General features: G+C 72.4%; 24 protein-coding genes and 1 riboswitch. Of the genes, 13 read left to right on the top strand and 11 right to left on the bottom strand.

Features of this window, described 5'->3' with window-relative positions; translation table 11 throughout:
• The first annotated feature begins 70 nt into the window (after positions 1 to 70).
• On the top strand, positions 71 to 1063 hold the full coding sequence (locus AC5L38_RS01340) for a hypothetical protein (RefSeq protein WP_495240869.1): 993 nt from the start codon (positions 71 to 73) through the stop codon (positions 1061 to 1063).
• Positions 1042 to 2061: a cation:proton antiporter gene (locus tag AC5L38_RS01335; RefSeq protein ID WP_495240868.1), complete on the top strand. Its 1020-nt coding sequence runs from the start codon at positions 1042 to 1044 to the stop codon at positions 2059 to 2061. The genes AC5L38_RS01340 and AC5L38_RS01335 overlap by 22 nt, the downstream gene beginning before the upstream one ends.
• Here the strand turns inward: AC5L38_RS01335 and AC5L38_RS01330 are convergent.
• From AC5L38_RS01330 to AC5L38_RS01310, 5 genes are all read right to left on the bottom strand, one after another.
• Positions 1982 to 2545: an SseB family protein gene (locus AC5L38_RS01330; protein ID WP_495240867.1), complete on the bottom strand. Its 564-nt coding sequence runs from the start codon at positions 2543 to 2545 to the stop codon at positions 1982 to 1984. The genes AC5L38_RS01335 and AC5L38_RS01330 overlap by 80 nt on opposite strands.
• Positions 2546 to 2609: 64 nt before the next feature.
• On the bottom strand, positions 2610 to 3701 hold the full coding sequence (bar, locus tag AC5L38_RS01325) for a barbiturase (protein WP_495240866.1): 1092 nt from the start codon (positions 3699 to 3701) through the stop codon (positions 2610 to 2612).
• 27 nt (positions 3702 to 3728) lie between these two features.
• Entirely contained in the window at positions 3729 to 4637 is a 909-nt protein-coding gene (locus AC5L38_RS01320; protein WP_495240865.1) for a carbamate kinase, read from the bottom strand.
• Positions 4638 to 4760: 123 nt separating this feature from the next.
• The gene (locus tag AC5L38_RS01315; protein ID WP_495240864.1) at positions 4761 to 5489 is read right to left on the bottom strand and encodes a thioesterase II family protein; all 729 of its coding nucleotides are present in this window, start codon (positions 5487 to 5489) and stop codon (positions 4761 to 4763) included.
• Positions 5490 to 5550: 61 nt separating this feature from the next.
• Complete coding sequence (locus AC5L38_RS01310; RefSeq protein ID WP_495240863.1) at positions 5551 to 6111, bottom strand: TetR/AcrR family transcriptional regulator; 561 nt, start codon at positions 6109 to 6111, stop codon at positions 5551 to 5553.
• Between the two features lie 80 nt (positions 6112 to 6191).
• Between AC5L38_RS01310 and AC5L38_RS01305 the strand changes: the two genes are divergently transcribed.
• On the top strand, positions 6192 to 7889 hold the full coding sequence (locus tag AC5L38_RS01305; protein WP_495240862.1) for an MDR family MFS transporter: 1698 nt from the start codon (positions 6192 to 6194) through the stop codon (positions 7887 to 7889).
• Between the two features lie 178 nt (positions 7890 to 8067).
• Here the strand turns inward: AC5L38_RS01305 and AC5L38_RS01300 are convergent, their stop codons facing one another.
• The 3 genes from AC5L38_RS01300 to AC5L38_RS01290 form a co-directional block, all read right to left on the bottom strand.
• Positions 8068 to 8571 carry a ricin-type beta-trefoil lectin domain protein gene (locus AC5L38_RS01300; RefSeq protein WP_495240861.1) on the bottom strand — a complete coding sequence of 168 codons (504 nt, stop codon included), beginning with the start codon at positions 8569 to 8571 and terminating at the stop codon, positions 8068 to 8070.
• A 197-nt stretch (positions 8572 to 8768) separates the two neighbouring features.
• Positions 8769 to 9710, bottom strand: a complete 942-nt coding sequence (locus AC5L38_RS01295; RefSeq protein WP_495241531.1) for a bifunctional 5,10-methylenetetrahydrofolate dehydrogenase/5,10-methenyltetrahydrofolate cyclohydrolase — start codon at positions 9708 to 9710, stop codon at positions 8769 to 8771.
• A 17-nt stretch (positions 9711 to 9727) separates the two neighbouring features.
• A riboswitch (ZMP/ZTP riboswitch) is annotated at positions 9728 to 9810 on the bottom strand.
• A gap of 107 nt (positions 9811 to 9917) precedes the next feature.
• The gene (locus AC5L38_RS01290) at positions 9918 to 11108 is read right to left on the bottom strand and encodes a pyridoxal phosphate-dependent aminotransferase (protein WP_495240860.1); all 1191 of its coding nucleotides are present in this window, start codon (positions 11106 to 11108) and stop codon (positions 9918 to 9920) included.
• A 599-nt stretch (positions 11109 to 11707) separates the two neighbouring features.
• Between AC5L38_RS01290 and AC5L38_RS01285 the strand changes: the two genes are divergently transcribed.
• The 8 genes from AC5L38_RS01285 (at position 11708) to AC5L38_RS01250 (ending at position 20696) form a co-directional block, all read left to right on the top strand.
• Positions 11708 to 13762: a vWA domain-containing protein gene (locus AC5L38_RS01285; protein WP_495240859.1), complete on the top strand. Its 2055-nt coding sequence runs from the start codon at positions 11708 to 11710 to the stop codon at positions 13760 to 13762.
• Positions 13763 to 13810: 48 nt separating this feature from the next.
• Positions 13811 to 15340 carry an extracellular solute-binding protein gene (locus tag AC5L38_RS01280; RefSeq protein ID WP_495240858.1) on the top strand — a complete coding sequence of 510 codons (1530 nt, stop codon included), beginning with the start codon at positions 13811 to 13813 and terminating at the stop codon, positions 15338 to 15340.
• A gap of 174 nt (positions 15341 to 15514) precedes the next feature.
• A complete protein-coding gene (locus AC5L38_RS01275) occupies positions 15515 to 16750 on the top strand; it encodes an MFS transporter (protein WP_495240857.1) in 1236 nt (411 codons plus the stop codon).
• Entirely contained in the window at positions 16740 to 17510 is a 771-nt protein-coding gene (locus AC5L38_RS01270) for a MerR family transcriptional regulator (RefSeq protein ID WP_495240856.1), read from the top strand. The genes AC5L38_RS01275 and AC5L38_RS01270 overlap by 11 nt, the downstream gene beginning before the upstream one ends.
• A 604-nt stretch (positions 17511 to 18114) precedes the next feature.
• Positions 18115 to 19005, top strand: coding sequence for a DUF418 domain-containing protein (locus tag AC5L38_RS01265; protein WP_495240855.1), 891 nt, complete (start codon positions 18115 to 18117; stop codon positions 19003 to 19005).
• Entirely contained in the window at positions 19002 to 19796 is a 795-nt protein-coding gene (locus AC5L38_RS01260; protein WP_495240854.1) for a carbon-nitrogen hydrolase family protein, read from the top strand. The genes AC5L38_RS01265 and AC5L38_RS01260 overlap by 4 nt, the downstream gene beginning before the upstream one ends.
• A 10-nt stretch (positions 19797 to 19806) precedes the next feature.
• The gene (locus AC5L38_RS01255) at positions 19807 to 20268 is read left to right on the top strand and encodes a hypothetical protein (protein ID WP_350970422.1); all 462 of its coding nucleotides are present in this window, start codon (positions 19807 to 19809) and stop codon (positions 20266 to 20268) included.
• On the top strand, positions 20265 to 20696 hold the full coding sequence (locus tag AC5L38_RS01250) for a hypothetical protein (RefSeq protein ID WP_362871136.1): 432 nt from the start codon (positions 20265 to 20267) through the stop codon (positions 20694 to 20696). The genes AC5L38_RS01255 and AC5L38_RS01250 overlap by 4 nt, the downstream gene beginning before the upstream one ends.
• Before the next feature lie 13 nt (positions 20697 to 20709).
• Here the strand turns inward: AC5L38_RS01250 and AC5L38_RS01245 are convergent, their stop codons facing one another.
• From AC5L38_RS01245 to AC5L38_RS01235, 3 genes are all read right to left on the bottom strand, one after another.
• Positions 20710 to 22206, bottom strand: coding sequence for a carboxyl transferase domain-containing protein (locus AC5L38_RS01245; RefSeq protein WP_495240853.1), 1497 nt, complete (start codon positions 22204 to 22206; stop codon positions 20710 to 20712).
• 49 nt (positions 22207 to 22255) lie between these two features.
• Positions 22256 to 23419, bottom strand: coding sequence for a CaiB/BaiF CoA transferase family protein (locus AC5L38_RS01240; protein ID WP_495240852.1), 1164 nt, complete (start codon positions 23417 to 23419; stop codon positions 22256 to 22258).
• Positions 23420 to 23915: 496 nt separating this feature from the next.
• Entirely contained in the window at positions 23916 to 24119 is a 204-nt protein-coding gene (locus AC5L38_RS01235; protein WP_049562746.1) for a cold-shock protein, read from the bottom strand.
• A 534-nt stretch (positions 24120 to 24653) separates the two neighbouring features.
• On the opposite strand from AC5L38_RS01235, the gene AC5L38_RS01230 reads away from it, so the two are divergent.
• Together AC5L38_RS01230 and AC5L38_RS01225 are read left to right on the top strand one after the other, a co-directional pair.
• Positions 24654 to 25109 (top strand): GntR family transcriptional regulator, encoded by a 456-nt coding sequence (locus tag AC5L38_RS01230; RefSeq protein WP_495240851.1) that lies wholly within the window; start codon positions 24654 to 24656, stop codon positions 25107 to 25109.
• Entirely contained in the window at positions 25106 to 25987 is an 882-nt protein-coding gene (locus AC5L38_RS01225) for an ABC transporter ATP-binding protein (protein ID WP_495240850.1), read from the top strand. The genes AC5L38_RS01230 and AC5L38_RS01225 overlap by 4 nt, the downstream gene beginning before the upstream one ends.
• Positions 25988 to 26020 lie beyond the last annotated feature (33 nt).

The raw sequence follows: 26020 nt of genomic DNA, 5'->3' as shown, positions 1-26020 counted from the left end.
GAGGTCATTGACGGGAGCCGCGATGATCACGGAGGCTGGGGGCATTCCTACCCCCGGAGGGCCGGATCGCGTGGACACGGATCGCTTCAGCAAGCTTCCCGCGGTCATCGCGTCGCTCGTCCTCCTGCCGGTGCTGCTCGAACTCCTCGCGTGGTACATCGAGGGCGAGGAGTACGACGTGGCCCGCGCGGTCACCGTGGTCCTGGTGATCGTGGCGCTCGCCCTCATCGCCACCGTGCTCGGCCGGATCAGGGCGCGGCTGCCGGTGCTGCTGGTGGTCGCGCTGACGGTCACCGCGGCGGGCGAGGCGGTGCTGGGGTTCGTGGCGGCGTTCGGCCCGGTGCTCTGGCGGGGCGGGGTGCCCGGCGAGCTGCACGGGCTGGTCACCGCGGGGGTGAGCGCGTTCGCCGTCGCCACCGGCGTCTACCTGCTCGTCCAGTATCGCCGGGGCCTCTACCTCCCGTACCTGGAGGCCGGGATGGGCCCGCTGCCCACCGTCACCAAGCGCAGGGTGATCGGCGAGTCGGAGATCCTGATCCGCACCATGCCGAACATCGGCCCCTCGGTGGAGAAGTCGCTGGCCAGCTGCGTGGCCATGGTCGACCAGGACGACCTGCACTTCGTGGCCTACTTCGCCGACCAGAAGTGCTGCTTCTACACCGACGTGCTGGAGGACGGCGACCTGGCCCACTTCTTCCACGAGACCGACCAGGAGGAGCGCCGGAAGATCTATCTGAAGGCGGGCAACCAGCTCAACTGGCTCACCCAGCGGCTCAACCGGCAGCTGCGCAGGCTGGAGGGCGGCGTCCTGATCCGCACGGTCCTCGACGTGGAGCGCGGGGCCATGTTCTTCTACTGGATCGACGAGAGCCGGTACCTCATCGGGGTGACGCTGGACCAGCGCAAGGTCGATGTCTCCGACGACAAGATGGCCAGGCTCGTGGACACGATCCGCGGGCACTTCACCCTGCCTCCGATCAACCAGCGGGAACGCGCCCCGAAACCCCAGGGACACCTGCGATCCATTCCGAGGAGTGAGCGGTGGCCCGAATCGGGCTCTTGATCGTCGTCGTCGGGTTCGGCTGGCTCGCCGCCGACCTGGGCGGGATGCGCGACCTGGAACACTCGAGCGCGTACGTGCTGTTCAGCAGCCTGCTGCTCGCGATCGGCCTGTACGGCAGCACGCACGGGATCGACCGCGCCGAGGCCAGGGAGCACTCCCGGCTGATCGTGCTCGCGGTCACCGTCGGGGTGCTGCTCAAGACCGCGTTCATCGCCGGGGTCGTCTACCTCGTCTCCGGCGACCCCCGGGCGCTGATCATGGCGGTGGTGGTCGCCCAGATCGACCCGCTGTCGGTCGCCGGGGTTATGCGGGACGACCGGCTCTCGAACCGGGCGAAGACGATCCTCGGGGCGTGGTCGTCCTTCGACGACCCGGTGACGATCATCCTCGCCGTCTACGCGGCGGCGCTGGTGAGCGGCTCGGGGGGCGGCGGGCTGTCGGCCTCGTACTTCGCCGACCTGGGGTTGAACGTGCTGTTCGCGGGCGCGGTCTACCTGCTGTGGCGGCTGGTCAGGAACGCCCCGCCGGTGCTGACCTACGTGACGGCGGCCGGGGCGGTCGTGTCGGCCGCGTGGAGCTCCCTCATGCTCGGCCTGGCGACCGCCGGGCTCTATCTGCGCCTGCCCGACGCGCGCTGGCTGGGCCGGGCGGTGAGCGCGGCGTTCGTGCTGTCGGCGTTCCTGATGGGGCTGCTGCTCGTCGGCGGGACGAACATGGGCATGGGCGTGCTGCTCGGGCTGGCCGCGTACGCCGCGCAGATGGTCGCCGCGCTGGTGCTCACCCACGGCCTGCCGATGATCGACCGGGTGCACCTGGGGCTGGCCCAGCAGAACGGGGTGACGGCGGTGATCCTCGCCCTGGTCTTCGAGCGCGACTTCGGCGGGTTCGTCGCCGTGATCGCCCCGGCGATCCTGACGGTCAACCTCGTCCACGCGGCGGCCAACCGAACCGCCGACGCCTGGGGGGCTCGGCGATCTCTTCCATCCGCGCCACGGTGACGTCGGGGGCCTCGGCCCCCAGCCGGTCGAGGGTGCCGGACTCGACCGCGGCGAGCGCCTTCAGCAGACCGCCCTCGATCACGAAGGGCACCGGGCCCGCGACGTCCATCACCACGGCCGCGGTGCCCTCGTGCACCGCCGCCTGGCAGACCTGGAGGATCGTGGCCTGGATGGGCCTGGCGTCGGGGCGCCAGCGCCGCAACGCTTCCATCCCGGTGAAGGCGAGCACCGCCTCGCGGCCGTCCGCGCCGACGAGCTTCGGGAGAGCCATCTCGCTCTCCTTCTCCTGCCGCAGCCCGTGCTCGCCGATCTCCGACTCCTTGAGCAGGGCGACCACCGGCACGAGCAGCCGGGCCCCGCTCAGCGCGGCGACGACCTCGCCGGCCTGCGCCCTTCCCTCGGCGAAGGCCGCGAGCGCGGATATCACGGCGGCGTCGGCGGCGCCGTCGTCGCCGGGGACCAGGGGCTGCGGAATGCTCGGCACGAACCGGGAGCCTACCCGGGGCGGGGAGGGGGGACGACCTTCCCACCCCGGTACGGGCCGCCCGTCAGCCGAGGTCGGCGATGGCGGCCACCGGGCCGCCGCCGCTCGGCCCCTGGTGGACCGCCGCGACCGAGACGAACACGGCCGGATCACCGGTGACGCTGGCCGCGACACCGCCGACGGTGGCCTTGATCTGGCGGTGCCAGTGCACGTCGGAGTCGTCGAGCATGATGTTGCGGCGGCCCCGCACGCTGCCCGACGGGTCGGCCTCGCACTTCATGAAGACGTTGACGAGCCGGTCGCCCAGGTCGGACGGGTGCGGACGCTCGGGCAGCTCGATGCCGCTGGAGCGGATGGCCTCCCAGATGCCGTCGGCGTCCAGCGCGTCCTTCATGACCGAGTGGCCGATCCGGTACCGGCCGCCGATCCCCCGTACGTTGCCGACGACCACGATCTGGGCCCGGTCCAGCTCGACGCCCGAGGAGCACGACGCGACGGAGGAGTACAGCGACAGGTCGCGGTGGATCTGGTCGGCGGCGGGCATCTCGATCTCGCCGAGGGCGACGGCGACGCCGAGCGCGGTGGTGGAGTTGGAGATGTCCATCGACGGGCCGGTGTCCTCGATGACCACGTCCTTGCCGCGTGACTTGGCGTCGTTGATCGTGGACAGGGTGAGCAGCGGGGTCTTGGTCTGGACGTAGTGGACGTCGGCGGGGTCGTCGATCCCGGCGAGCTTCATGGCCTCGCGCACCCCGGCGGCGACCTTCTCCACCATCGCGGGGCGGCCGATGTCCTCGGGCAGGATCACCTCGCTCATCGCGATGCCGACACTCACCCTCGGCTCATCGCCGGGCTCGGCGTTCGCGGTGGTGGCGAAGATCGTGGCGTGCGGGCTGAGCACGCCGTCGGTCCCGCCCGACCACACCAGCGGCACGCTCTCGGGCGAGGGGTGCCCCTTGGCCGCGAGCACCCCGCGGAAGGCGGTGTCGGCCAGGATGCGGGTGTAGTCGTTCACCCCGCCGTTGCCCTCGGTCTTGCCGATCACCGCGAGCACCCGGTGCGCCTCGATCACCCCGTCGTCGATGAGCCGGGCCAGCCCGGAGGCGTCGGTCACGCTCTCGATGGGCACCTTGCGCACTTCAATGGGTTCGGGCATCCCTGCCACCTTTCGATCGCCTCATGTTCACTTTCGCACCACGGTGCCGGTCTCCCCGGTGAGCGCCGCTCCCATGTCCTCGAGGGAGGTGATCACCGACCGGTCGCCGCCCTGCTCGACGAAGCGCAGCGCGGCCTCGACCTTCGGGCCCATGCTGCCCCCGGCGAAGTGCCCGGCGGCGTGCAACACGCGCAGTTCGGCCGCGGTGACGTGGCCCAGGGGCCGGGCGCGGGGCGTGCCGAACCCGACGACGGCCCGGGGGACGTCGGTCGCGATGACCAGGACCGTGGCCCGCACCGCCCGGGCGAGCACGGCGGCGGCCAGGTCCTTGTCGATCACGGCCTCGACCCCGGCCAGCCGTCCCTCGCCGTCGCGGGTCACGGGCACGCCGCCGCCGCCCGCGGCCACGACGGTGAAGCCCGCGCCCACCAGCGCGGCCACCGCGGGCGCGTCGAGGATCTCCAGCGGCTCGGGGGAGGCCACCACGCGGCGCCAGCCGCGCTCGAAGCGGCGCCAGGTCTGGCCGAGGTCCTCGAAGCGGCGCGCCTCCGCCTCGCTGAAGTAGCGGCCGATCGGCTTGACCGGGTCGCCGAAGGCGGGGTCTGCGGGGTCGACGAGCGTGCGGGTGACCACGACCGCGGCGCGGCCGTCGAGCGCGTTGAGGATGAGGGTGCCGACGGTGGCCTGGGGCTGCGCCCCGCACCAGTCGAGCGGCACCGGGGGTACGACGTGGGCGGCGAGCTGGTTCTTCAGGATCAGGTTGCCGACCTGGGGGCCGTTGCCGTGGGTGAGGGTGACCTGGTGGCCGTCCTCGATGAGCGCGACGACGTGGCGCATGGCCCGCTCGATCGCGCGGTGCTGGTCGCCCGGCGAGGCGCCGCCGTCGGGCCCGGTCATCGCGTTGCCGCCGAGCGCGATCAGTACTCGTTCACCCACCAGGCCGACGCTAACGGCCTCCCCGCCCCACCTCATGGGCACTCATTGCCCAAGGAGCGCCCGCCCTTCGACATATCCAGCCAACCGGCCGGCTTCCGCGGGAACCGCTCCGGGACGGTGCGCTCATCCGGCGAGCGTCCGGGCGATCTCCTCCACCACCCGTACGCGCTGCGGCTGCAGGTAGAAGTGGTCGCCGGGGAAGACCGTCAGGGAGAAGTCGGAGCTCGTGCGGGTCTCCCACGACTTGGCCTGGACCGGGGTGACCACCGGGTCGGCGTCGCTGACGAAGGCGGAGATCGGGGTGTGCAGCGCAGGGCCGGGGCGGTGGCGGTAGGCCTCGACCAGGCGGAAGTCCGCGCGGACGTAGGGCAGGATGATCTCGCGCATCGCCCGGTGGGACAGGACCTCCACCTCGGTGCCGCCGAGTTTCGCTATCTCGGCCACGAAGCGGTCGTCGTCGTACTCCGAGATCGGGGGCCTGTCGCGGGGGTCGTGCGGCGCTCTCGCGCCGGACACGAACAGCCGCGCGGGGGCGATCCCCCTGGCCTCCAGGCGACGCGTGACCTCGTAGGCGAGCGTCGCCCCCATGCTGTGCCCGAACAGCGCGAAACGCCTGTCCAGCAGCGGCAGCATCGAGCCGGTCACCTCGTCGGCCAGCGTGTCCAGGTCGTCCGGCAGCGGCTCGTTGAACCGGTCGGCCCTGCCGGGCAGCTGCGTCGCGTGCAGCTCCACGGACGCGGGCAGCGGCTCGGACCACGCGCGGTAGGCGGTGGCCGACCCTCCCGCGTGCGTGAAGCAGAACAGCCTCGTGGCCGCCCCCGGGCGGGGAAAGGCGCAGCGCAACCAGGTCATGCGACCATGCTCCCACGCCGCGGGCGGCCGGATGATCGCGTGCCCCGGGGGCAGGCGGGCCTCAGGCCCCGAGGCAGGCCTCGAAGACGGCGGTGAGCCGGGCGACCACGGCCTCGTGGCCGGGGCCGTCGGCGGCGTCGGGGCCGTAGAGCTGGCGCATCGTGCCGGTGCCGGCGACGAGCGCGGCGGCGACCGTCGCCCGGAAGGCCGCGTCGGGACCGGAGAGGCGCGCCGAGAGGGGTTCCAGGATCGCCGAGCTGAGCCGGTCGCGGATGATCTCGTGGATCTCCGGGGAGCTGGACGACCGGATGAGCGCGGCCAGCACCACACTCCCGTGGTCGGAGCGGAGCCGGTCGGCGACGTACTCGGCCAGGCGGCGGGGCAGCTCCTCCTCGGGGCCCTCCAGGATGCCGGGGAAGCGCCCCTGCATCGCGAGCACCTCGGCGAACAGTTCCCGCTTGCTCCCGAAGTAGCGGTTGATCAGCGCGATGTTGGCGTCCGCCTCCGCGGCGATCATCCGCATCGTCACCTGGTCGTACCCGAGGTCGGCGAACAGCCGGCGGGCGGCGTCGAGGATGCGCCGCCTGGTGCCCTCTCTGTCGCGCTGCCGTATCTCATCCACCTGAGGGATCCTTCCAGATTTGACGAGTAAACAAGCGTCTACTAAATTCATATGTACTGTACATGCATTGGGGGAAGGTCATGCCGACCGAACAACAGATCCAGGCCGAGGCCGCACCGAGTTTCACGCACAGACAGGTGCTGGAGATCCTGGCCGGACTGATGCTCGCCATGCTGACGTCGATGATCTCGACGTCCGTGGTGGGGACCGCGCTGCCGACCATCGTCGGCACGCTCGGCGGTCAGGACCAGCTCGCCTGGGTGGCGAGCGCGACCCTGCTGACCATGACCGCCTCCACCCCGATCTGGGGCAAGCTCTCCGACCTCTACGGCCGCAAGCTCATGTTCCAGGTCGCGCTGGTCGTCTTCGTGCTGTCCTCCGTCGCCGCCGGGTTCTCCCAGGACATGGGCCAGCTCATCGCGGCCAGGGCGCTGCAGGGCATCGGCACCGGCGGCCTCGCCGCGCTGCCGCAGATCATCCTCGGCGACGTGGTCGAGCCCCGCGAGCGCGGGCGCTACTCCGGGTACATCGGCGCGGTCTTCGGCGTCTCGACGGTGGCCGGCCCGCTGCTCGGCGGGTTCATCGTGGACAACCTGTCCTGGCGCTGGACCTTCTGGCTCTGCGTGCCGCTGGCCGTGGTCGCGTTCGTCGTCATCCAGAAGGTGCTGAAGCTGCCGCTCGTCCGCCGCGACACGAAGATCGACTGGTGGGGGGCGACCTTCATCACCGGCGGCACCACCGCGCTGATGCTGCTGCTGTCCCTCGGGGGCAAGGAGTTCGACTGGAACTCCGCGTGGACCTACGGCCTGGGCGCGCTCAGCCTGGCGCTGTTCGGGCTCACCGTCGTCGCCGAGCGCAGGGCCGCCGACCCGATCCTGCCGCCGCACCTGTTCCGCAACCGCACCTTCGTGCTCACCGCCACCGCCTCCCTGCTGGTCGGCGCGGCGATGTTCGGCGCGCTGATGTTCCTGCCCCAGTACCTGCAGATCGTCAAGGGCCTGAGCCCCACCGGCTCGGGCCTGATGACCCTGCCCCTGGTGCTCGGCCTGCTCACCTCCTCGATCCTGACCGGCCGGTTCGTCAGCCGCACGGGCCGCTGGAAGATCTTCCCCGTCGTGGGCATGCTGCTGGTCGCGGTCGGCCTGTTCCTGCTCTCCCGCCTGCACGTCGACAGCTCGCTGGTGATCGTCGGCATCGACAACGCGGTGCTCGGCATCGGGCTCGGCGCCTCCATGCAGATCCTGATCCTGGCCGCCCAGAACGCGGTGACCCGCGCGAACCTCGCCTCGGCGACCTCCGGGGTGTCGTTCTTCCGCTCCCTCGGCGGCGCGGTGGGCGTCGCGGCCTTCGGCGCGATCCTGTCCAACCGGCTCGCCGCGGAGCTGGTCTCCCTGGCGAAGGCGGCGCACCTGCCGCTGAGCGGCGGCGCGGTCCCCAGCCTCGGCTCCCCCAAGGCCATTCACAGCCTCCCCGCCCCGATCCTGGAGATCATTCTGGAGGCCTTCACCCGGGCGATGAGCGCGGTCTTCGTGGTCGGCGTCCCGATCGCCCTGCTGGCCGCGGTGGCCGCCCTGATGCTCAAGGAGATCCCCCTGCGCTCGGCGCGGAACGCCACCCCGGCGGCCCCCGCCGACCCGGCCGCCCCCGCGTCCGGCGCGGCCGTCCCGGCCGTCCCGGCCGTCCCGGTCGCCCCGCCGGCCGCCACGGACAGCCCGGCCGCCCCGCCGTTCGCCACGACCGATCCGGCCACCCCGCCGGTCGGTGCGGGACGGCCGTAACCCCCCGCGCCGCCCGGGGCCGGCCCGCTCTCCGGCCGGCCCCGGGCCCTCTCACATCCGCCTCGCGCGAGCCGCCCGCCCCGGACAGGGGCGGTCCTCCCGGCCGCGCCGCGAGGACCGCCCCCCTTCCCCGTCCGTGGTCAGATCCCGTCGTACGGTCGCCCGCGGGCGGCGGCCGTCAGAGGGTCCACTTCTGGTTGGCCCAGCCGTTGCAGTTCCACAGCTGCACCTTGGTCCCGTTCGCGTTGATGGTCCCCAGGTCCGCGTCCAGGCAGCGCCCGTTGTACATGCTGTAGATCGTGCGGCTCGTCGCGTCGTAGATCCATTTCTGGTTGGCCCAGCCGTTGCAGTCCCAGAGCTGCACCTTGGTCCCGTTCGCGTTGATCGTCCCGAGATCGGCGTCCAGACAGCGGCCGTTCTCCCTGCTGTGGATCGTGTGGCTGGACACGTCGTAGCTCCACGACTGGTTGTCCCAGCCGTTGCAGCCCCACAGTTGCACCTTCGTCCCGTTCGGGCCGATGGTGCCGAGGTCGGCGTCCAGGCAGCGCCAGTTCTGGTGGCTGCGAACGGGCCCCCAGGCCGCGGACTCCGAGCCCGTGGCGGTCGCCGCGCCCGGGACGAATCCCGCGCAACCGAGCGCGACCGCCGCCGCCGACGCCAGCACCCTGAATCTCCGTCGCATCGTCGATGCTCTCCTTCCCCCGGAAAACGGCAGTGGAGAGCGGCGCACGCCACCGGCCGCCCCGCACCGCGCGCACCGCTCCCGCGAGCACGCCCGGCCATCACTCTCCGCAGCAGAAGGTACACGCAGCGAGATCGATTCCGGGGCGGCGACACGACGAGACGGCGACCGGCGTTTCGCGGGGCGCGGGCGGCCTCCTACCGGAGTTCCTGCCCCGCCGGGAAACCGGTGGGACCAGCGGTGCCCACGGCGCGCTCGGCCGCCGTGATCGCGTTGCGGAACAGCATCGCGACCGTGGTGGGACCGACCCCGCCGACCCTGGGGGTGATGGCCCCGGCCACCCGGGCGCAGGACTCGTCGACGTCGGGCAGCAGGCGCCTGCCCTCGTAGCGCACCCCGCCGCCGATGACGACGGCGCCGGGCTTGACGTGCTCGGGCTGGACGATTCCCGGCACGCCCGCCGCGGCCACGAGGACGTCGGCGCGGCGCGTGTAGCGGGGCCAGTCGCTCACCCCGGTGTGGACCACGGTGACGGCCGCGTTCGCCGTCGGGCGCTTCTGCGCGAGGAGGATCGACAGGGGACGGCCGAGGGTGGCCCCGCGCCCCAGGACGACCACCTCCCGCCCCGCGACCGGGATGTCGTAGTGCGCGAGCAGCGCCTCGATCCCGGCGGGAGTGCACGGCAGCGGGCCGGGGAGCTCCAGTGCCAGCCGCCCGATGTTGAGCGGGTGCATGCCGTCGACGTCCTTGTCCGGGTCCATGACCTGCAGGGCCCGGTCGTAGTCGAGGTGCCTGGGGACGGGGTGCTGCACCAGCAGCCCGTGCACCGCCGGGTCGTCGTTGAAGGCGGTGATGACCGCGTGCAGGTCCGCCTGGGTGGCGCTCGCGGGCAGGTGCTCGTGCGGCGAGGCGAAGCCGAGCTCGGCGGCCTGCCGCTGCTTGATGCGGATGTATCCGGCGCTGGCGTCGTCGTCGCCGACGAGGACCGTCGCCAGGCTCGGGGTGACGCCCTGGCGGGTCAGCGCGGCCACCCGCGTGGCCACGTCGGCGAGGATGCTCTCGGCCACCGGGCCGCCCGGGAGAAGCCGGGCGGACGGCGCGCTCCCGGATTCGGAGCCGTTCGATGCGGGCTGGGACATGCGCGTCCTCTCGTCGGCGTGGGCGCCCAGGCGGTCGACTCCCACGACGAGCTCCCCGATGGTTGATGCCATCCCCTAGCCGCCAGTCGCGTCACTCCCAGGATGCCCGATCACCCCCCTCCCGGTCGAACCGCCCACGCCGTCAGCCCCTCCGGCGTTCCTGTTCCGTACGCCTTCGCGGGTACGACCTCGCGGGCGTCCGGCTCGTCAGGCCGGGCCGACGGCGCCCCCGGCCGCGCCGAGACCCGCCAGGCGGCTCACCGCCTCGTCGATGATCTCGTCCCGCTTGCAGAAGGCGAAGCGGACGAAGTGGCTCCCGCGCTCGGGGCGGGCGTAGAAGACCTGGGTCGGGATGGCGACCACGCCCGCCAGCGAGGGCAGCTCGCGGGTCAGGGCGAGGCCGTCGGTGAAGCCCAGGGGACGGATGTCGGTCTGCACGAAGTAGGTGCCCGCGGGACGGTAGACCTCGAAGCCCGCCGCGGACAGCCCAGCCGCCAGGCGGTCGCGCTTGGACTCCAGGTCCGCCCGCAGGGAGGAGACCCAGCCGAGCTCGTGGCGCAGGCCGTGGGCGACGGCGAGCTGCCAGGGCGCGGCGGCGGTGAAGGTGAGGAACTGCTTGACCGTCTGCGCGGCCCTGACGAGCTCGGGCGGCGCGCAGATCCAGCCCGTCTTCCAGCCGGTGACCGAGAAGGTCTTGCCCGCCGAGGAGATCATCACGGTGCGCTCGCGCATGCCCGGCAGGGTCGCCATCGGCACGTGCTCGACGCCGTCGAAGGTGAGGTGTTCGTAGACCTCGTCGGTGACGGCCACCAGGTCGCGCTCCAGGCACAGGCGGGCGATCTCCTCCAGCTCGGCGCGGGTGAGGACCGTGCCGGTGGGATTGTGCGGGGAGTTGACCAGCACGGCCCGGGTGCGCGGTCCGGCGGCGGCGCGCAGCTCGGCGGGGTCGAAGGTGAAGCGGCCCTCGACCGGGCGCAGGGTGACGGGCCGGAGCACGGCCCCGGCCAGGGCGACGGCGGCGGCGTAGGAGTCGTAGTACGGCTCGAAGACGATCACCTCGTCGCCGGGCTCGCACAGGGCGAGGATCGTCGCGGCGACGGCCTCGGTGGCGCCGACGGTGACGAGGACCTCGCCGTCGGGGTCGTAGTCGAGCCCGTAGTGGTCCTTGCGGTGCTCGGAGACGGCCTGGCGCAGCTCGGGCACGCCCGGTCCCGGCGGGTACTGGTTGGAGCCCTCGCGGATCGCCGACACCGCGCGTTCCAGCATCGCGGCGGGCCCGTCGGTGTCGGGGAAACCCTGCCCGAGGTTGATCGAGCCGGTCCGCAGGGCAAGCGCCGACATCTCGGCGAAGATGGTCGTGCCGAACTCGCGCATCCGCGCCACCAGAGGATCACTCACGCGCTCCAGCGTAGTCCGCTCCCGCGCGGCGCCCCGGGGAACGTCCCCTTCGGGGAACGCCCTTTCCCGGGTACGCCGTGAACGCGGCGTCGGGGTGGCCGGGCGGTCCGTGACCGTGAGAAGGCGCGATCCGCCGCCGTTCACCGGGGACGTTCGGAAAACACTCGGAAGCGCGCCCGGGAAACCCTTTGGAGCGCGACCGGGAAACCCGGTGGGGGCGCGGCCGGGAATTCGCGGAGGCCGAACGGTGAAGACGTACGGAAAACGACCGGAACGCGTTTTGTGAATCGGGGACCGGCGGCCCGCGGCGAGCAGGCATCCGATTGTCGCCCGCGTCATCTGACCGTTGGCGGAGCCTCTCGGCGGCCGGTGCTCCCCTCCCCGGCAACCGGACCCCCATTCCGCCGGAGTACGCGACACGGACGTAAGTCGACACCCGAATGCCCTGGTCACCCCCGGCTGCGTGAATGCGGCCGGCCGTAAACACTCCGGCGGTGCATCCCCGCCCCGTAGATCACAGAAAGCCTCTCTCGGTGGTGATGGTCGGACGTAGGGTGAACGCGAAGTCTCGGGAAACCACCGGCGGAGACGACTGACAGATGGTGAACGGCGAGAAGACCACGGAGACCTCAGGGACGACAGAAACGACGGAGACCTCGGAGACCTCGGAGACCTCGGCGGACACCACCGGCTCGACGGAACGCGCGTGGCAGATGGTGACCGCTTTCTCCAACGCCCTCGTCCAGACGTTGCTGGTGCTTCTCGCCCTCTCCATTTCCACGGTCTCGAAAGTGGCCCTGGTCCTCGGGATTCTCGCCCTGACGGCACTGACCATTTTCCCCGGCCACCTGCTGAGAAGCACCGCCTGGCTGCGCCGCGTGATTCCGGCGCGGCTGCACGGCGTTCTCGGGACGTTCTCCCAGTGGGTGCGCCAGGACGTCTGGTGGCTGCTCTCGGCCGGTGTCCTGGTCACCGTCGTCGTCACCCTGGCCGTCGTTCCCAAGGACGAGCCGTGGGTCACCTGCCAGATCCCCGACGAGATCACGTTCCTGGCGTCCGACGAGACCTCCCCCGCCATCCAGCGGGCGGCCGGGGAGTTCACGGCCAGGAAGGTCGACTGGTGGGGCTGCCGGCAGATGAACATCAACGTCAGCGGGCTGCGCGCCGACGAGGTGCGAGACCGGCTGGGCGACTGGACGTTCCCCGTCCAGCCGGCGACCGGGCGGACGGCCGGGCGGATGGCGCGCAAACCCCCGGGCGCCCGGCCCGACGGGTGGATCGCCGACTCCCTCCAGGAGATCGACTACCTCGACAGGAGCGCCGACGGCATGCCGGCGTTCGGCGAGCGGACGGTCGTCGCGACCTCGCCGCTGGTCATCGCCGCGCGGGAGGATCTCGCCGAGGAGCTCACCGAGGCCAACAGGAACCCGGGCGACCGCGACTGGGCCGACCTGCTGCGAGAGCGCCCGGGCGCCCGGCAAAGGGTCGTGCGCACCCACCCGCTCGCCTCCAACGTCGGCCTGATGGCCACGGCCGCCGCCCCCGGCCACGTGGAGGGGCTGTCCGCGAGGGTGCGGCCGGGCGACAACGTCCGCGACGTGATGTGCCGGTACGCCGGCTCCCTCGACACGTCCGCGATGGTCCTGACCGAGCAGCAGTTCCACGAGCTCAACGTCTCCCTGTCGGGGGCCGACCCCGCGCTCCCGGCGTCGGGCGGCTGCGCCGTCCCCGGCGCGGTCGGCGGGTGGCCGTCGCCGGGCGCCGCCGCCACGCCGGGGAACGCCAGGGAGAGGCCGCCGCGGCTGACCGCCGTCTACCCCAAGGGCGGCCACGCCATGCGGTACGCCTGCGTCTCCAAGCGGTGGCCGGACCTGAGGCGGCCCCCCGCCGTCGAGCGCACGGTCAGGGAGTTCTGCGACTTCCTGCGGGAGGCCCTGCCCCGCTACGGGTTCCGCGACGCCGACGGCCGCCTGAACGTCGGGAGGCTGCCGGCGAAGGCGCCCTGGCTGCGGGCCGCCGCGCCGGTGGCGGCGACCTGGGAGCCGGACATCCCCAAGCTGCTGTACAAGCTGGCGACCCCGCTCGCCGACCACGTCCTCGTCGTGGTCGATGTCTCGGGCTCGATGGCGCGCAACAGGGTGAACGACGGCAGGTCACGGCTGGAGGCGGCGATCCAGGTGGCCCAGCTCGCCGTCACCTCCAAGCGCGGTGAGCGGACCACGGGCGTCATGACGTTCTTCCCCGACGACGACCGCGGTGTCCCCCTCGCGCCCGTCGGCGACGAGGGAAAGGCCCTCGCCGACAGGCTCACCGCCATCCAGAACGCCTACCGGAACGGCTCGCGCCCCGACCCCCCGATGCGCCCCGTCATCCGGAGGGCACTCGACCAGCTGAGAGGGGTCGGCGACCCCGGGGAACGGAAGGCCGTGCTCGTGCTCACCGACGGAGGAAACCCCCGCGGGCTGACCGGCGAGGACATCGGGGAACACGACGGCGTCCGCCTGCTGATGCTCTCCTTCGACCTGCACGGCTGCGGCACGTCCCCGCTGCCGGAGCTTCGGGACAAGGGCCTGATGTCCTGCTACGACGCGAGCACCGACCCCGACCAGAAGCTGGACGACGCGTTCACCGAACTCCGGACGGTCACCGATTGACGCCCTCCCCGGGGCCGAGGCCCGGGGTCCCCACGCCGGAGGTATCCGATGAGCCGCCCCTCGCCGCCCTCGCCGCCCTCCCCGCCCTCCCCGGCCTCCCCGTCCCCGACCACGCCGTCCTCGGTGGCCGTGTCGTCCACGCCGTCCACCCCGTCCACGCCGTCCACGCCGGGCGGGGCCGGCAGGCGGAGCGGGCAGGGCGCGCCCTCCGGGACGGAGCCGGCCGGCCGCGGAGTGATCCTTCTCCTCCTGCTGCTGGTCTGCCTTCCCTCCCTGGCGGCGAGCGCCGCGCCCACCCCGCCTCCCGGACCGCCCAGGGACGACTGCGTCCTGCGCATCGCCAGCGGCGCCGACGTCTCGGGAGGGGCCCGTGAGCGGGCGCTCGAAGCCGTCTGGAACGGGATCGAGGGCAGGCCCCGGGCGTGCTTCGTGGCGATCTCCTCGGTCGCGGACGAGCAGCGCAGCGCGATGATCTCGGCCGCCCAGTCGAAGGCCGGGCACTACGACGTGTACAACCTCGACATCCAGTGGATCCCCGAGTTCGCCGAGGGCGGCTACCTGCGCCCGATCGACACCGCCGCGCACGGCGGGACCAACGACTTCCTCTCCCAGATCTGGTCCGCGGGCGCCTGGAACGGCGTCCAGTACGCCGTGCCGTTCAACACCGACGTGGGACTCCTCTACCACCGCGGCGACCTGCGGACGCCTGAGAACTGGCAGGACATGACCGGCCTGGCGAAGGCGCGCCGGGCCGGGCCCGACCCCACCGCTCTCGGGCTCGCCGGGCAGTTCGCCTCCTACGAGGGGCTCACGGTCAACGCGCTGGAGGCGATCTGGGCCAACGGCGGGGACGTGGTCGACGCGAACGGCCAGGTGGTGATCACCCAGAGGCGCGCGGTGGAGGCCGTCGGGCGGCTCATCGAGACGGTGCGGGCCGGCGTGATCTCCGGGGAGACCCTCGGCAGCACGGAGGCCGAGTCGCTGACCGCCTTCCGCGAGAGGCACGCGCTGTTCCTGCGGCACTGGCCCTCCGCCCACGAGGTGCTCTCCGGGGAACGGAAGTCGGGCGGGATCGCCTTCCGCGCGGTGGCGCTGCCCTGGCAGGGAGTCCTCGGCGGCCAGTATCTCGCCGTCTCCCGGCACACCGTCCGGCGCGACGCCGCGCAGCGCCTGGTGGCGGCGCTGACCGGCGGGGAGGCGGCCAGGCTGCTCTACCAGTGCGGCGGGTTCGCCCCGGCCAGGGTCTCGGCCCTCTACGCGGAGGCGGAGCCCGGCTGCGGCGGCCCGTCGCCCGCGGCTACCCCGTCCGAACCCGCCTCCGAACCCGCCTCCGAGTCCGGGACGGCCGAGCCCGAGCCCGAGTCCGAGGGCGTGCGGCCCGACACGCTGCTGCGCGCGCTGACACAGGCCAGGGCCCGCCCGTCCTCCCCGTACTACAGCCAGTTCAGCCGGGTCTTCCGCACGGAGGTCCACGAGCTGCTCGGCTGCTGGTCGCTCGGGCGCAAGGGCTGCGAGGACGCGAGGACGTTCACGGCCGGCCTCGCTCCCAAGCTGAGAAAGGCGCTGGCCGGCGGCTGATCCGGCCGGACGAGGGACGTCCGCGAGCCCGGCCGGCGCGACGGGACGCACCGCTCGCCGGCGACCCGGTCCGGCCCCCGCGTCACCGGCACGGCCCGCGCGGCCCCGGTCGCTCGAACCCGCCCCGGCTCCGGCACTTGCCCCCGACGTAAGGTCATGGTTTCCACTGGGGGCATGAAGCCCGTTCCCCTGGTCTACCTGGCCTCGTACGCCCTGTCGTTGCTGGGAAACTCGATTGCCGCGGTGGCTCTCCCCCTGATCGTGTTGCAGACGACGGGAAGTGTCCTCTCCTCGGGGATCCTCTCCGCCGCCACCGCGGTGCCGGCCTTCGTCTCGGGTCTGGTCATGGGTGTCGTGATCGACCGGATCAACAGGCGCACGTCGTCGGTGATCACCGATCTGGTCTCCGCGGCGTCGCTGGCCGCCCTGCCCGTCGTCGACCTCGTGACCGGGTTGAACCTGGGGTGGTTCATCCTCTTCGGCATCGTCGGCGCGGTCGGTGACGTACCGGGGATGACGGCCCGCGAGGCGCTCCTGCCCGCGATCGTGCGGACCGGTGGCATCCCCGCGCACCGGCTCATGGGCGTCAGGGAGGGCCTCGGCGCATTGATCATGGTGATCGGGCCGGCCGCGGCCGGGAGCCTGCTGGTCCTGTTCGACGGGTCCATGGTGCTGTGGATCACGGCAGGCACCTCGTCCGCCGCGGCGATGCTCACACTCCTGATCCCGAGGAACGTCGGCGTGATCCCCGCCGGGACCGGCCCTGTGTCTCCGCCCGCTTCGGGATGGGGGCAGTTGAAGGAGGGCTGGCGGGTGCTGTTCCGGCGCGACCGGTTCCTGCTCGCGGTCACGATGCTCAACCTGGTGCTGATCACCGTGATCGTCTCCCTGCAGGGAATCGTCCTGCCCGCGCACTTCACGCTGATCGGCCGCCCGGAGACGCTCGGTTTCGTACTCACCGCGATCGCCGCGGGAACCCTCGTGGGCGGCGGCCTCTACGCCGCTCTGGGGACACGCGGGTCACGCCGGATCTGGTTCGTGACCGGGCTGCTGGGCAGCGCCGTGGGCGTCGGTGTCATCTCGGTCCTTCCCCCGATGTGGGCCGTCTTCGCCGGCGCGTTCGTGCTGGGGCTCTCCTCGGGCCTGCTCGGCAGCCTGCTCGGGGTGCTCATGATCGAACGAATCCCCGAGGACCTGCGCGGGCGCGTCATGGGTACGCAGAACTCCCTCATGACGATCGCCGGACCGATGGGGATCCTCGCCGCCGCGCTCATCGGCCACCTCGGTGGCCTGGCCGCCGCGGGAACCACCATGGGGGTCGTCTGGGTCGTCGCCGTGCTGGCGGCGCTCCGCGCGCCCGCGCTGCGTAGCCTTGAGGTGGAGCGGGAGGTGACCGCACGTGCGGAGTAGTGAGCTGGCGTCACTCGCGGACGTGACGGTCCGTACGCTGCGCCACTACCACCGGATCGGCATCCTGCCCGAGCCCCGGCGCGACCCGAGCGGATACCGGCGCTACACGATCCAGGACCTGGTCAGGTTGCTGCGCATCAAACGGCTCGCCGCGCTCGGGATTCCCCTCGACAAGGTGGGGGGCCTCCTCGACTCGGAGGGGGAGGACCACCACGATCTGCTGAGCGACCTCGAGCACGAGCTCGACGCCCAGATCGCCCGCCTCACCCGGCAGAAGACGATGCTGGGGATCATCCGTAAGCACCGCGCCCTGCCCGATGTGCCCCCGGAACTCGCGCGGTTCTTCGAGGTCTTCGCCCTGTCGGGCCTCTCACCGGCCATGAACAAGATCGACCGGGAGCAGTCCGTCCTTCTCGCGCACCTCGTCGGCGAGGCCGGCATCGAACACCTCGCCGCGTTCTACGAGCACATCGCCGCGCCCGGCACCGCCGAGGTGGTGGCAGGACTCGCCCGGCGCTTCGACCGGCTGGACGCGGACGCGGATCCGGCGGTCGCCGACCGCCTCGCCGAGGACTTCACCGAGCGGGTCGGGACGATCGTCGTCGAGTTCGACGGGCGGGACGAGGGTGCCGGTCTCATCCACGAGGAGCTGTACGGCCTCTTCGAACAGTACCTGCGCGAGGCCCTGAACCCCGCGCAGCGGATGGTGGTCGCCCGGATCACGGAAAGGCTGGAAGCGCTCACCGGCCCGTCGGCGTGAGAGCCGGCCACCGCCGAGTGCCGTGCCCGCGCCCCGGGTGGCCTCCGATGCGGGTGTCCCATGTTCACGCGGTGACGCCCTCCGCGAGGACGGTGACGCCCTCGCGGAGAGACGCGGGCCCGGATCCGCCGGCGACCGGCCGACGACGGTACGAGACCCCTGCGGTCAGCCGGTGACGATCTCGAACTGCTCCCAGGGGCCGATCGCGTCGCGGCTGGCGATCAGCGGCTGCGCGCCGCCGCGCGCTCGCCGCGGCCCCTCGCCGGCGAGGGGCCGCCGTCATAGGTGTGCCGGGCACCGGCACCGCCCGCGTCCGGGACTGCGGGCGGCCTTATCGATGGGTCGTCTATGCGTAAGTGATTATGGGGTGGTACGTCTATTTCCTGTGACCCGACCGACCCAACCGACCGGACCGGCCGATCCGACCAGACCCACCGGTCCGGCCGATCCGGTCAGACCGATCGGCCCGCCCCGACCTGCGGCGTCCCAACCCGCGCGAACCTCACCGACCGGACCGGCCCAACCGGCGGGACCGGACCGGCCGACCGGGTCGGCCCGGCTCCACGCGCTCGACGCGCTCCGCGGCTTCGCGGTGTGCGGGATCATGCTGGTCAACACCTGGCAGCACACGCGTGAGCACCTGAGGCCGTCCGATCGCAACGCGGTCGACTGGGCGATGGACAACCTGCTGCAGAGCAGGTTCTATCCGATCTTCTCGTTCCTGTTCGGGCTGAGCTTCGTCCTCTTCCTGAGGTCGGCGGCCGGGCGGACCGATCGCCCCTGGGCCGTGCTGCTGCGCAGGCTGGCGGTGCTCGCGGTCCTCGGCGCGGTCCACCAGATCTTCAACTCGGGCGAGGTGCTCCTGCCGTACGCGATCTTCGGGGTGCTTGTCCTGCTGCCCGCCTCGTTCCTCCCCCGGCCCGCGGTGCTGGTGCTGGGCCTCGCCTTCACCGGATGGGCGGTGTACCAGGGCGGCGGGATCGTCCTCGTCCCCGGGCTGTTCCTGCTGGGCATGGTGCTGATGGAGCGCCCGCCGCCCGGGTGGCTGCTGGCACCGGCGTTCGTGGCGAGCGCGGTGCTGGGCGTGACGCTCACCTGGCTCTGGGTGCGCATCGCCAAGGACCCCGTCCTCTTCCACGCGGCCGTCCACCCGGCCGCCGGGCTCGCCGCCGCCACGGCCTACGGCACCGGGCTGCTGCTCCTGCTGCGGACCCGGCTGCGCGACCCGCTGCTGGCGGCGCTCGCCCCGCTCGGCCGCATGGCGCTGACGAACTATCTGGTGAGCACCCCGGTCATCCTGCTCTTCGTGCCGCTGCTCGTCGCGGACACGACCCGGCTCGCCGGGGTCGCGCTCTCCGTCGCCACCCTGGTGCTTCAGGTGCTGTTCAGCCGCGCGTGGCTGGCAAGGTTCAGGTACGGGCCGCTGGAATGGGCGTGGCGGAGCCTCACGTGGATGGAACGAGTGCCGAACAGACGGATAGGGTCACACCCGTGACTCGCATAGCCCTCTGCCAGATACCGGTGGCCGAAGATCCGTCCGCCAACCTGAGCCGTGCCCTCGACGCCCTCGCCGAGGCCGCCGCGGGCGGCGCCGAGCTGGCGATCCTCCCGGAGGCCGCCCTCACCCGGTACGGCAAACGCGTCACCGACCTCGCCCAGCCGCTGGACGGGCCGTTCGTCACCGGGCTGGCCGCCGCGGCGCGGGAGCACGGCCTGCCGGTGATCGCGGGGGTGTTCGAGCCCGGCGAGGGCCGGGTCCACAACACCGCGGTCGCCATCGGCCCCTCGGGCTCGATCGAGGCGGCCTACCGGAAGATCCACCTGTTCGACTCCTTCGGCGCCCGCGAGTCCGAGCTGGTCGCGCCGGGCGACACCCCGGTCGTGGTGGAGCTGGCCGGGATCCGGGTGGGCCTGGTCACCTGCTACGACATCCGCTTCCCCGAGCTGACCCGGGCCCTGGTCGATCAGGGGGCCGAGGTGTTCGCGGTGATCGCCGCGTGGGGGTCGGGGCCGATGAAGGAGGAGCACTGGACCACGCTCGTCAGGGCCCGCGCGATCGAGAACACCACCTGGGTCGCGGCCGTGGGCCAGGCTCCCAACCCGGAGGCCCGCGACGGCTTCGGGATCGGGCGGAGCATGCTGGTCGATCCGATGGGAGTGGTACGCGCCGACATGGGGCCGACAGCCGCCGTCCATATATGCGAAATCGACTCTCAGATCACGATTGCCACCCGGAATGCCCTACCGTGCCTGGAACACCGGCGGCTCCAGGTCGGCGGATCGTAAAATGCCGACCGTGAGTGAGCCACCTGGGCGTAGAACGCAGATGCAGAAGGTCATACCTCCTCGGCTGCTCGTGCCCTATCTGGCCGGCAGACGCACCGTGATCTCCGGATACGTGTACCGGGTTCAGGACTGCGCGCGGCTGACCACCCCCGCGCAGCTGTTCGCCGGTCTCGACCTGGGGTTCGAGGGTTCGGAGCTGGCCGAGACGGTCCCGGAGATCTACCTGATGCGCTGGTTCGCCCGCGACATGGACGCCTACGTCGTGCCGTACGGCCCGCACATGGGCGGTGACTGGAACGATTCACCACCCTTCACCGGAAACGGCTTCACCACCTCGCGGGAGCACGTCGTGCCGCAGTTCCACACCACGCCCATGCCGATCCCCGCGGGGGCCGAGATCATCCACGTGGTCCCCGGCGAGGAGCGTCTCTTCGGCCTCTACGACGGCCTGAGCTGGCGGCCCGCCTCATGAGCGCCGAGATCGAGCCGGTCGCCTCGGGGTTCGCCGCCCGCTACCTGGGCCGTACGTACGCCGCGGCCCTGGGTCCCGGCGGCTCCGAGGTGGTGCTGTTCAACGAGGAGGCCCAGAAGGGCTTCGAGGCGGCCTCCGGCTACTGGCGGCTGGTCGTCGCCCGCGAGGACCTCGAATGGCTGGTGCTGGTCCGCACGGTCGGCGCGTTCGGCGGCGAGCCGTGCCTGGTCCTCGACGTCTCCGAGGAGAACGGCGAGGAGAGCCTGCACATCGCCTACACCGGGCACAGCGGGATGAAGGCCGAGGCGCTGGGCTACTGGATGGTCGACCACGGGGCCTACGAGGTCGTCGTCCCCCGCGACGAGGTCTTCTCCATCAGGATCGAGCGCCTGCCCGTCCCGCTCGCCCCGGAGGGCGCGGAGCCGTAGCGTCCCGTCCCCCTCAACCGACGCCGAGCCGCCGGTAACGGGCCAGCCTGGCGGCGAGGCGGTCGGCGGGGGCCCGGCCCAGCAGTCCCGCGATCTCGTGTTCCAGGGTGCGCGCGACCCGGGCGCAGAACGCCTCCGGCTCGTAGGCGGCGTCGGGGAACTCCGGGATGATCCGGTCGACGAGGCCGTCCCTGCGCAGGTCGGTGGATCTCACCCCCTGCGCGGCGGCGATCTCCGGGGCGAAGTCGACGCTCCGGTACAGCAGCGCCGAGGCCCCCTCGGGAGACAGCGGCGACAGCCAGCCGTGCTGGGCGCACAGCACCCGGTCGGCGGGGAGCAGCGCGAGCGCGGCGCCGCCCGCGCCCTCCCCCAGCAGCAGGCACACGGTCGGGGCGTCGAGCATCACCAGATCGGCCACCGAACGGGCGATCTCCGCGGCCAGGCCGCCCTCCTCGGCCGCCTTGGACAGCGCGGCCCCGGCGGTGTCGATCACGGTGACCAGCGGCAGTCCCAGCTCCGAGGCCAGGCGCATGCCGCGCCTGGCGACCCTGAGCCCGGCCGGGCCGAGCGGGGCGTCGATCCGCTGGTGCCGCCGGTCCTGGCCGAGCACGATCGCGGGAGCCTCGCCGAACCTGGCCAGGGCGAGGACCAGGCCGGGGTCGTTCTCACCCACCCCGGTGCCGTTGAGCGGGGTGACGTCGGAGGCGCCGAGCTTGAGCAGCGCCCGGACCCCGGGACGGTCGTCGCGCCGGGAGCGGCTGATCGCGTCCCACGCCTGGACCGTCGGGACCCGCTCGTCCGGCTCGGGCCCCGGGTCCAGGTCCCGGCGGGGGGCGCACAGCACGGCGAGCGCCCGTACGGCGACCCGCCGGGCGTCCTCCGCCGACACGACGGCGTCGACCAGGCCGTGGGCGAAGAGGTTCTCGGAGACCTGGACGCCCTCGGGGAACGGGTAGCCGTGCAGCGACTCGAACACCCTCGGCCCCAGGAACCCGATCAGCGCGCCCGGCTCGGCGGCGGTGACGTGCCCGAGCGACCCCCAGGAGGCGAAGACGCCGCCGGTGGTGGGATGGCGCAGGTAGACGATGTACGGCAGTCCCGCGGCGCGGTGCGCGGCGACGGCGGCGGTGATCTTCACCATCTGGACGAAGGCCACCGCGCCCTCCTGCATGCGGGTCCCGCCCGAGGCGGGGGCGGCCAGCAGCGGTAGCCCCTCGGCGGTGGCCCGCTCGACCGCGGCGGTGAGCCGCTCGGCGGCGGCCACCCCGATCGAACCGGCCAGGAAGGAGAACTCGCACACCACGATCGCCACCCGGCGCCCGTCGAGCAGGCCCTCCCCGGTGATCACCGACTCGTCGTATCCCGTCTTGACCCGGACCGCGGCCAGTTCCTCGGCGTACCCCGAACCGGGCGCGGCGGGGTCGGCGGGCGGCCCGTCCCACGACAGCCACGTTCCCGGGTCGAGGAAGGTGTCGATCAGCGTGCGCGCGTCGGGCCGCGCCGGGGTCATACCCGTGCTCCGTGGGACGGTACCCGGGCGTGGAGGGGGGGTGTGCCTGTCATCGCTCGCGCGCCTCCAGCCAGGCGAGGACCTCGTCGCCGTGCTCGCCGAGCGCGGGCGGGGCGGTATGGCGCGCGGGAGGGTCGCCGTCGAAGCGGAGCGGCGGTCCCGGCAGCTCGATGGGGCCGAGCACGGGATGGTCCACCTCGACGACCAGGCCCTGGGAACGGGTCTGGTCCCAGGCGTAGACCTCGTCGAGGGACCTGATCGCCCCGGCGGGCACCCCGGCCTCGCCGAGCGCGGCGAGCCAGTGCGCCCGGTCGTGCTTGGTGAGCGTCCGCTCCATGTCGGCGATCAGGTCATCCCGATGCGCGAATCTTTCCCTGTTGGTCGCATATTTCGCGATATATGGGTCGACGTCCAACTCCAGCAGGGCGGCGACCTTGCGCCACTGCGTGTCGTTCGCCGCCGCGATCTGGATCATGCCGTCGGCACAGCGGAAGGCGCCGTACGGGGCGATGGAGGCGTGGTGGTTGCCGCCCGCCCGGGGCACCTGGCCGCCGACCGTCCAGGCCGTGCCGTGGTAGGAGTGCACCCCGGTCACCGCGGCCAGCAACGAGGTCCGCACGACCTTGCCCCGCCCGGTCCGCTCCCGCTCGTACAGCGCGGCGACCACGCCGTACGCGCCGTGGATGCCGCCGAGCAGGTCCGCGACCGAGGCGCCCACCCGGTACGGCTCCTCGGGCGACGGGCCGGTCAGGCTCATCAGCCCCGCCTCGCCCTGCGCGATCTGGTCGTAACCGGGCCTGCCGCCCTCCGGGCCGTCATGGCCGAAACCGGTGATCGACAGGATGACCAGGCGGGGGTTGAGCTCGTGCAGCCGCTCGACGGAGAAGCCCAGCCGGTCCATGACCCCGGTGCGGAAGTTCTCCACCAGCACGTCGCTCTGCCGCACCAGGCGCTCGACGAGCGACCTGCCCCCGGCGGACTTGAGGTCGACGGCGATCGACTGCTTGTTGCGGTTCGCCGCCAGGAAATACGTGGATATGTCGTGGTCTGGACCCACGAACGGCGGCCCCCAGCCCCGCGACTCGTCACCCCCCGCGGGATGCTCCACCTTGATCACCCGGGCACCCAGATCACCGAGCATCTGCGCGGCGTGCGGGCCCGCGAGCGCGCGAGAGAGATCGAGGACGACGATGTCGCCGAGTGCTCCCTGCAAGATCAACCTCCGGTGCGTGGCGGCCGGCCCGGCCGGCAAGGGTTCCCCGTTCCCTGCCCGTTTCGTCCTGGGACCACTTGGCACGATATCCAGAAGGGGGAACACCCATGATCTCCCATACCATCACCGGGCGGGACGGGAGGGGGCGAGATCAAGAGGACGTGTTCGTCACGATCTCCCTCACGGCTCCGGCCCGGAGGAACCCCGGGTCACTCACGCAACGGCTCGCCCGTACGCGACATCGGACACTCCGGCGGGCCGGGCGAAGCGGCCACCCCGGTCACGCGCCGGCGGCGACGCCCGGCCCCGCGATCCCGGGGCCGCGTGGACGTGGGCCGCGTGGACGTGGGCCGCGTGGACGTGGAAAGCCCGCCGGATCGCGCTCGCCGGGGTGCTCCCGCCTCCGCGTCCGTGAGTCTCGGCGGGGAGACGCGAAACGAGCCGGGGCCCGCACCTCTGAGAGGTGCGGGCCCCGGCCCGTGATGTGCCGGTGCTACTAGGCGGGAACGATGTTCTCCGCCTGCGGGCCCTTCTGGCCCTGCGTGACGTCGAAGGAGACCTTCTGGCCCTCCTGCAGCTCACGGTAGCCCTGGGCGGCGATGTTGGAGTAGTGGGCGAAGACGTCGGCGCCGCCGCCGTCCTGCTCGATGAAGCCGAAGCCCTTTTCCGCGTTGAACCACTTCACGGTGCCAGTTGCCATGATCATTCTCCTTCGATAGGGGGCAGAGCCGAGATCCACACCGCGTGGATCTCGCGTCGCCGCGATGAGCCCATCCGGAGATGACCGGGAAAACAAAATGCACCTGAAGGGTTATCCGCCAGGTGCACACAAAGTTTCATGGGTACCACAACCGCAACTACGTTCAGGCTAGCACCTGTACGGACCAACTCACGAGCCCACCCGCCCCGAATGCGGAACCGGCGAGGATCCCCCCCCCCCGGCCGCTCCTCGCGCGCCAACGCCCGACTGTGCGCGGCGTCCAGGAACGCGATCACGGCGAGGGCCGCGACCGTCGCGCCCGTGGCCGCGAGGTAGCACCAGGGGGCGGGCAGGTAGTTGGCCGCGGTCAGGGCGTCGGGCCCCTTGATGGACGTCCTCCACGGACGGCGCACCGTGGCCGAGGTCCGGCGGGCCATCGACTACCACCTCGGCCGCCTCTTCCCCGGCGACCCGAGAGAGGCTTGACATTCCCTCACCCCGGCTCCACCCTTTCACTACTTAATTAGTGAAAGGGTGTGGACGTTGATCGAATTCCGCCTCGACCGGGGGTCGGGGGTGGCGACGTACCTCCAGCTGGTGCATCAGGTCCGGCACGCGCTGCGGCTCGGCGTGCTGCGGCCGGGTGACCGGCTGCCGACGGCCAAGGAGGTCGTGACCCAGCTGGCGATCAATCCGAACACCGTGCTGAAGGCGTACCGCGAGCTGGAGCGTGAGGGCCTGGTCAGCGGGCGGCCGGGGCAGGGCACCTTCGTGGAGCGGTCGCTGGGCCGGACCTCCATGGGCGACCACGCGCGGTTGCGCGCCGACCTGGTGCGCTGGGTGCGCGACGGGCGCCAGGCGGGTCTGGACCTGGAGGATCTGCAGGCGCTGGTCGCCTCAGTCCTGACCGATCTCTCCCACGAGACCCCCGAGGGCCCGGGAAGCCACGAAGGCCACGGAGGCCACGGATCCCGCGAGGAGATCGCGTGAACGCGCTGGAGACCGAGGCCCTGGGCAGGCGTTACCGGCGGACCTGGGCGCTGCGCGACTGCTCGGTGGCGGTGCCGTCCGGGCGGGTGGTCGCGCTGGTGGGCCCCAACGGCGCGGGCAAGTCGACCCTGCTCCACATGGCCGTCGGCCTGCTCGCCCCGACCACGGGGACCGTGCGGGTGTTCGGCGGGCCCGCGCACGAGAGCCGGCGGCGGATCGCGTTCATGGCGCAGGGCAAGCCGCTGTACGCGGGCTTCAGCGTGGCCGAGATGCTCACGTTCGGACGCGGGCTCAATCCCCGGTGGGACGACGCGGCGGCCAGGAGGCGGCTGGCGGAGCTGGACATCCCGCTCGACCGCAGGGTCGGCAGGCTCTCGGGCGGGCAGCGGACGCAGGTGGCGCTCACCGTCGCGCTGGCCAAGCGCCCGGACCTGCTGGTGCTGGACGAGCCGCTGGCCGACCTCGACCCGCTGGCCCGTCAGGACGTGATGCGCGCCCTGATGACGGCGGTCGCCGAGACAGGGCTGACCGTGTTGCTCTCCTCGCACGTGGTGTCGGAGCTGGAGGGGACCTGCGACTGGCTGATGGTGGTCAACGGGGGCCGGGTCCAGGTCAGCGGCGACATCGACGAGCTGGTGGCCGGGCACCGGCTGCTGACCGGTCCCGCCGAGGGCGCCGACGCGCTCGCCGCCCGGCTGCCGGTGATCTCGCGGGGCGGGACCGGACGGCAGGCCACCCTGCTCGTCCGGGACGGCACCCCGCCGACCGACCCGCGCTGGACCGCCCGCCCGGTGAACCTGGAGGAGACGGTGCTGGCCTATCTGCGCGCCCCGGACCTCGCGGCCCTCCCCCGCCCCACCCTGACCTCCGCCCGCTGATCCCCTGCCTTGCCCTTGTCACAGGGAACCGGC

It is taken from the genome of Streptosporangium nanhuense, from assembly GCF_059358815.1.
Note: the sequence above shows the minus strand (reverse complement) of the source record. Positions and strands in the feature narration are given on the sequence as shown.

Coding starts and splice junctions, on each gene's coding strand:
- bar (WP_495240866.1), bottom strand. CDS start 3,701: ATGCCCGAACCCATTGAAGTGCGCAAGGTGCCCATCGAGAGCGTGACC.
- AC5L38_RS01315 (WP_495240864.1), bottom strand. CDS start 5,489: ATGACCTGGTTGCGCTGCGCCTTTCCCCGCCCGGGGGCGGCCACGAGG.
- AC5L38_RS01305 (WP_495240862.1), top strand. CDS start 6,192: ATGCCGACCGAACAACAGATCCAGGCCGAGGCCGCACCGAGTTTCACG.
- AC5L38_RS01300 (WP_495240861.1), bottom strand. CDS start 8,571: ATGCGACGGAGATTCAGGGTGCTGGCGTCGGCGGCGGCGGTCGCGCTC.
- AC5L38_RS01295 (WP_495241531.1), bottom strand. CDS start 9,710: ATGTCCCAGCCCGCATCGAACGGCTCCGAATCCGGGAGCGCGCCGTCC.
- AC5L38_RS01285 (WP_495240859.1), top strand. CDS start 11,708: ATGGTGAACGGCGAGAAGACCACGGAGACCTCAGGGACGACAGAAACG.
- AC5L38_RS01280 (WP_495240858.1), top strand. CDS start 13,811: ATGAGCCGCCCCTCGCCGCCCTCGCCGCCCTCCCCGCCCTCCCCGGCC.
- AC5L38_RS01275 (WP_495240857.1), top strand. CDS start 15,515: ATGAAGCCCGTTCCCCTGGTCTACCTGGCCTCGTACGCCCTGTCGTTG.
- AC5L38_RS01265 (WP_495240855.1), top strand. CDS start 18,115: ATGCTGGTCAACACCTGGCAGCACACGCGTGAGCACCTGAGGCCGTCC.
- AC5L38_RS01250 (WP_362871136.1), top strand. CDS start 20,265: ATGAGCGCCGAGATCGAGCCGGTCGCCTCGGGGTTCGCCGCCCGCTAC.
- AC5L38_RS01245 (WP_495240853.1), bottom strand. CDS start 22,206: ATGACCCCGGCGCGGCCCGACGCGCGCACGCTGATCGACACCTTCCTC.
- AC5L38_RS01235 (WP_049562746.1), bottom strand. CDS start 24,119: ATGGCAACTGGCACCGTGAAGTGGTTCAACGCGGAAAAGGGCTTCGGC.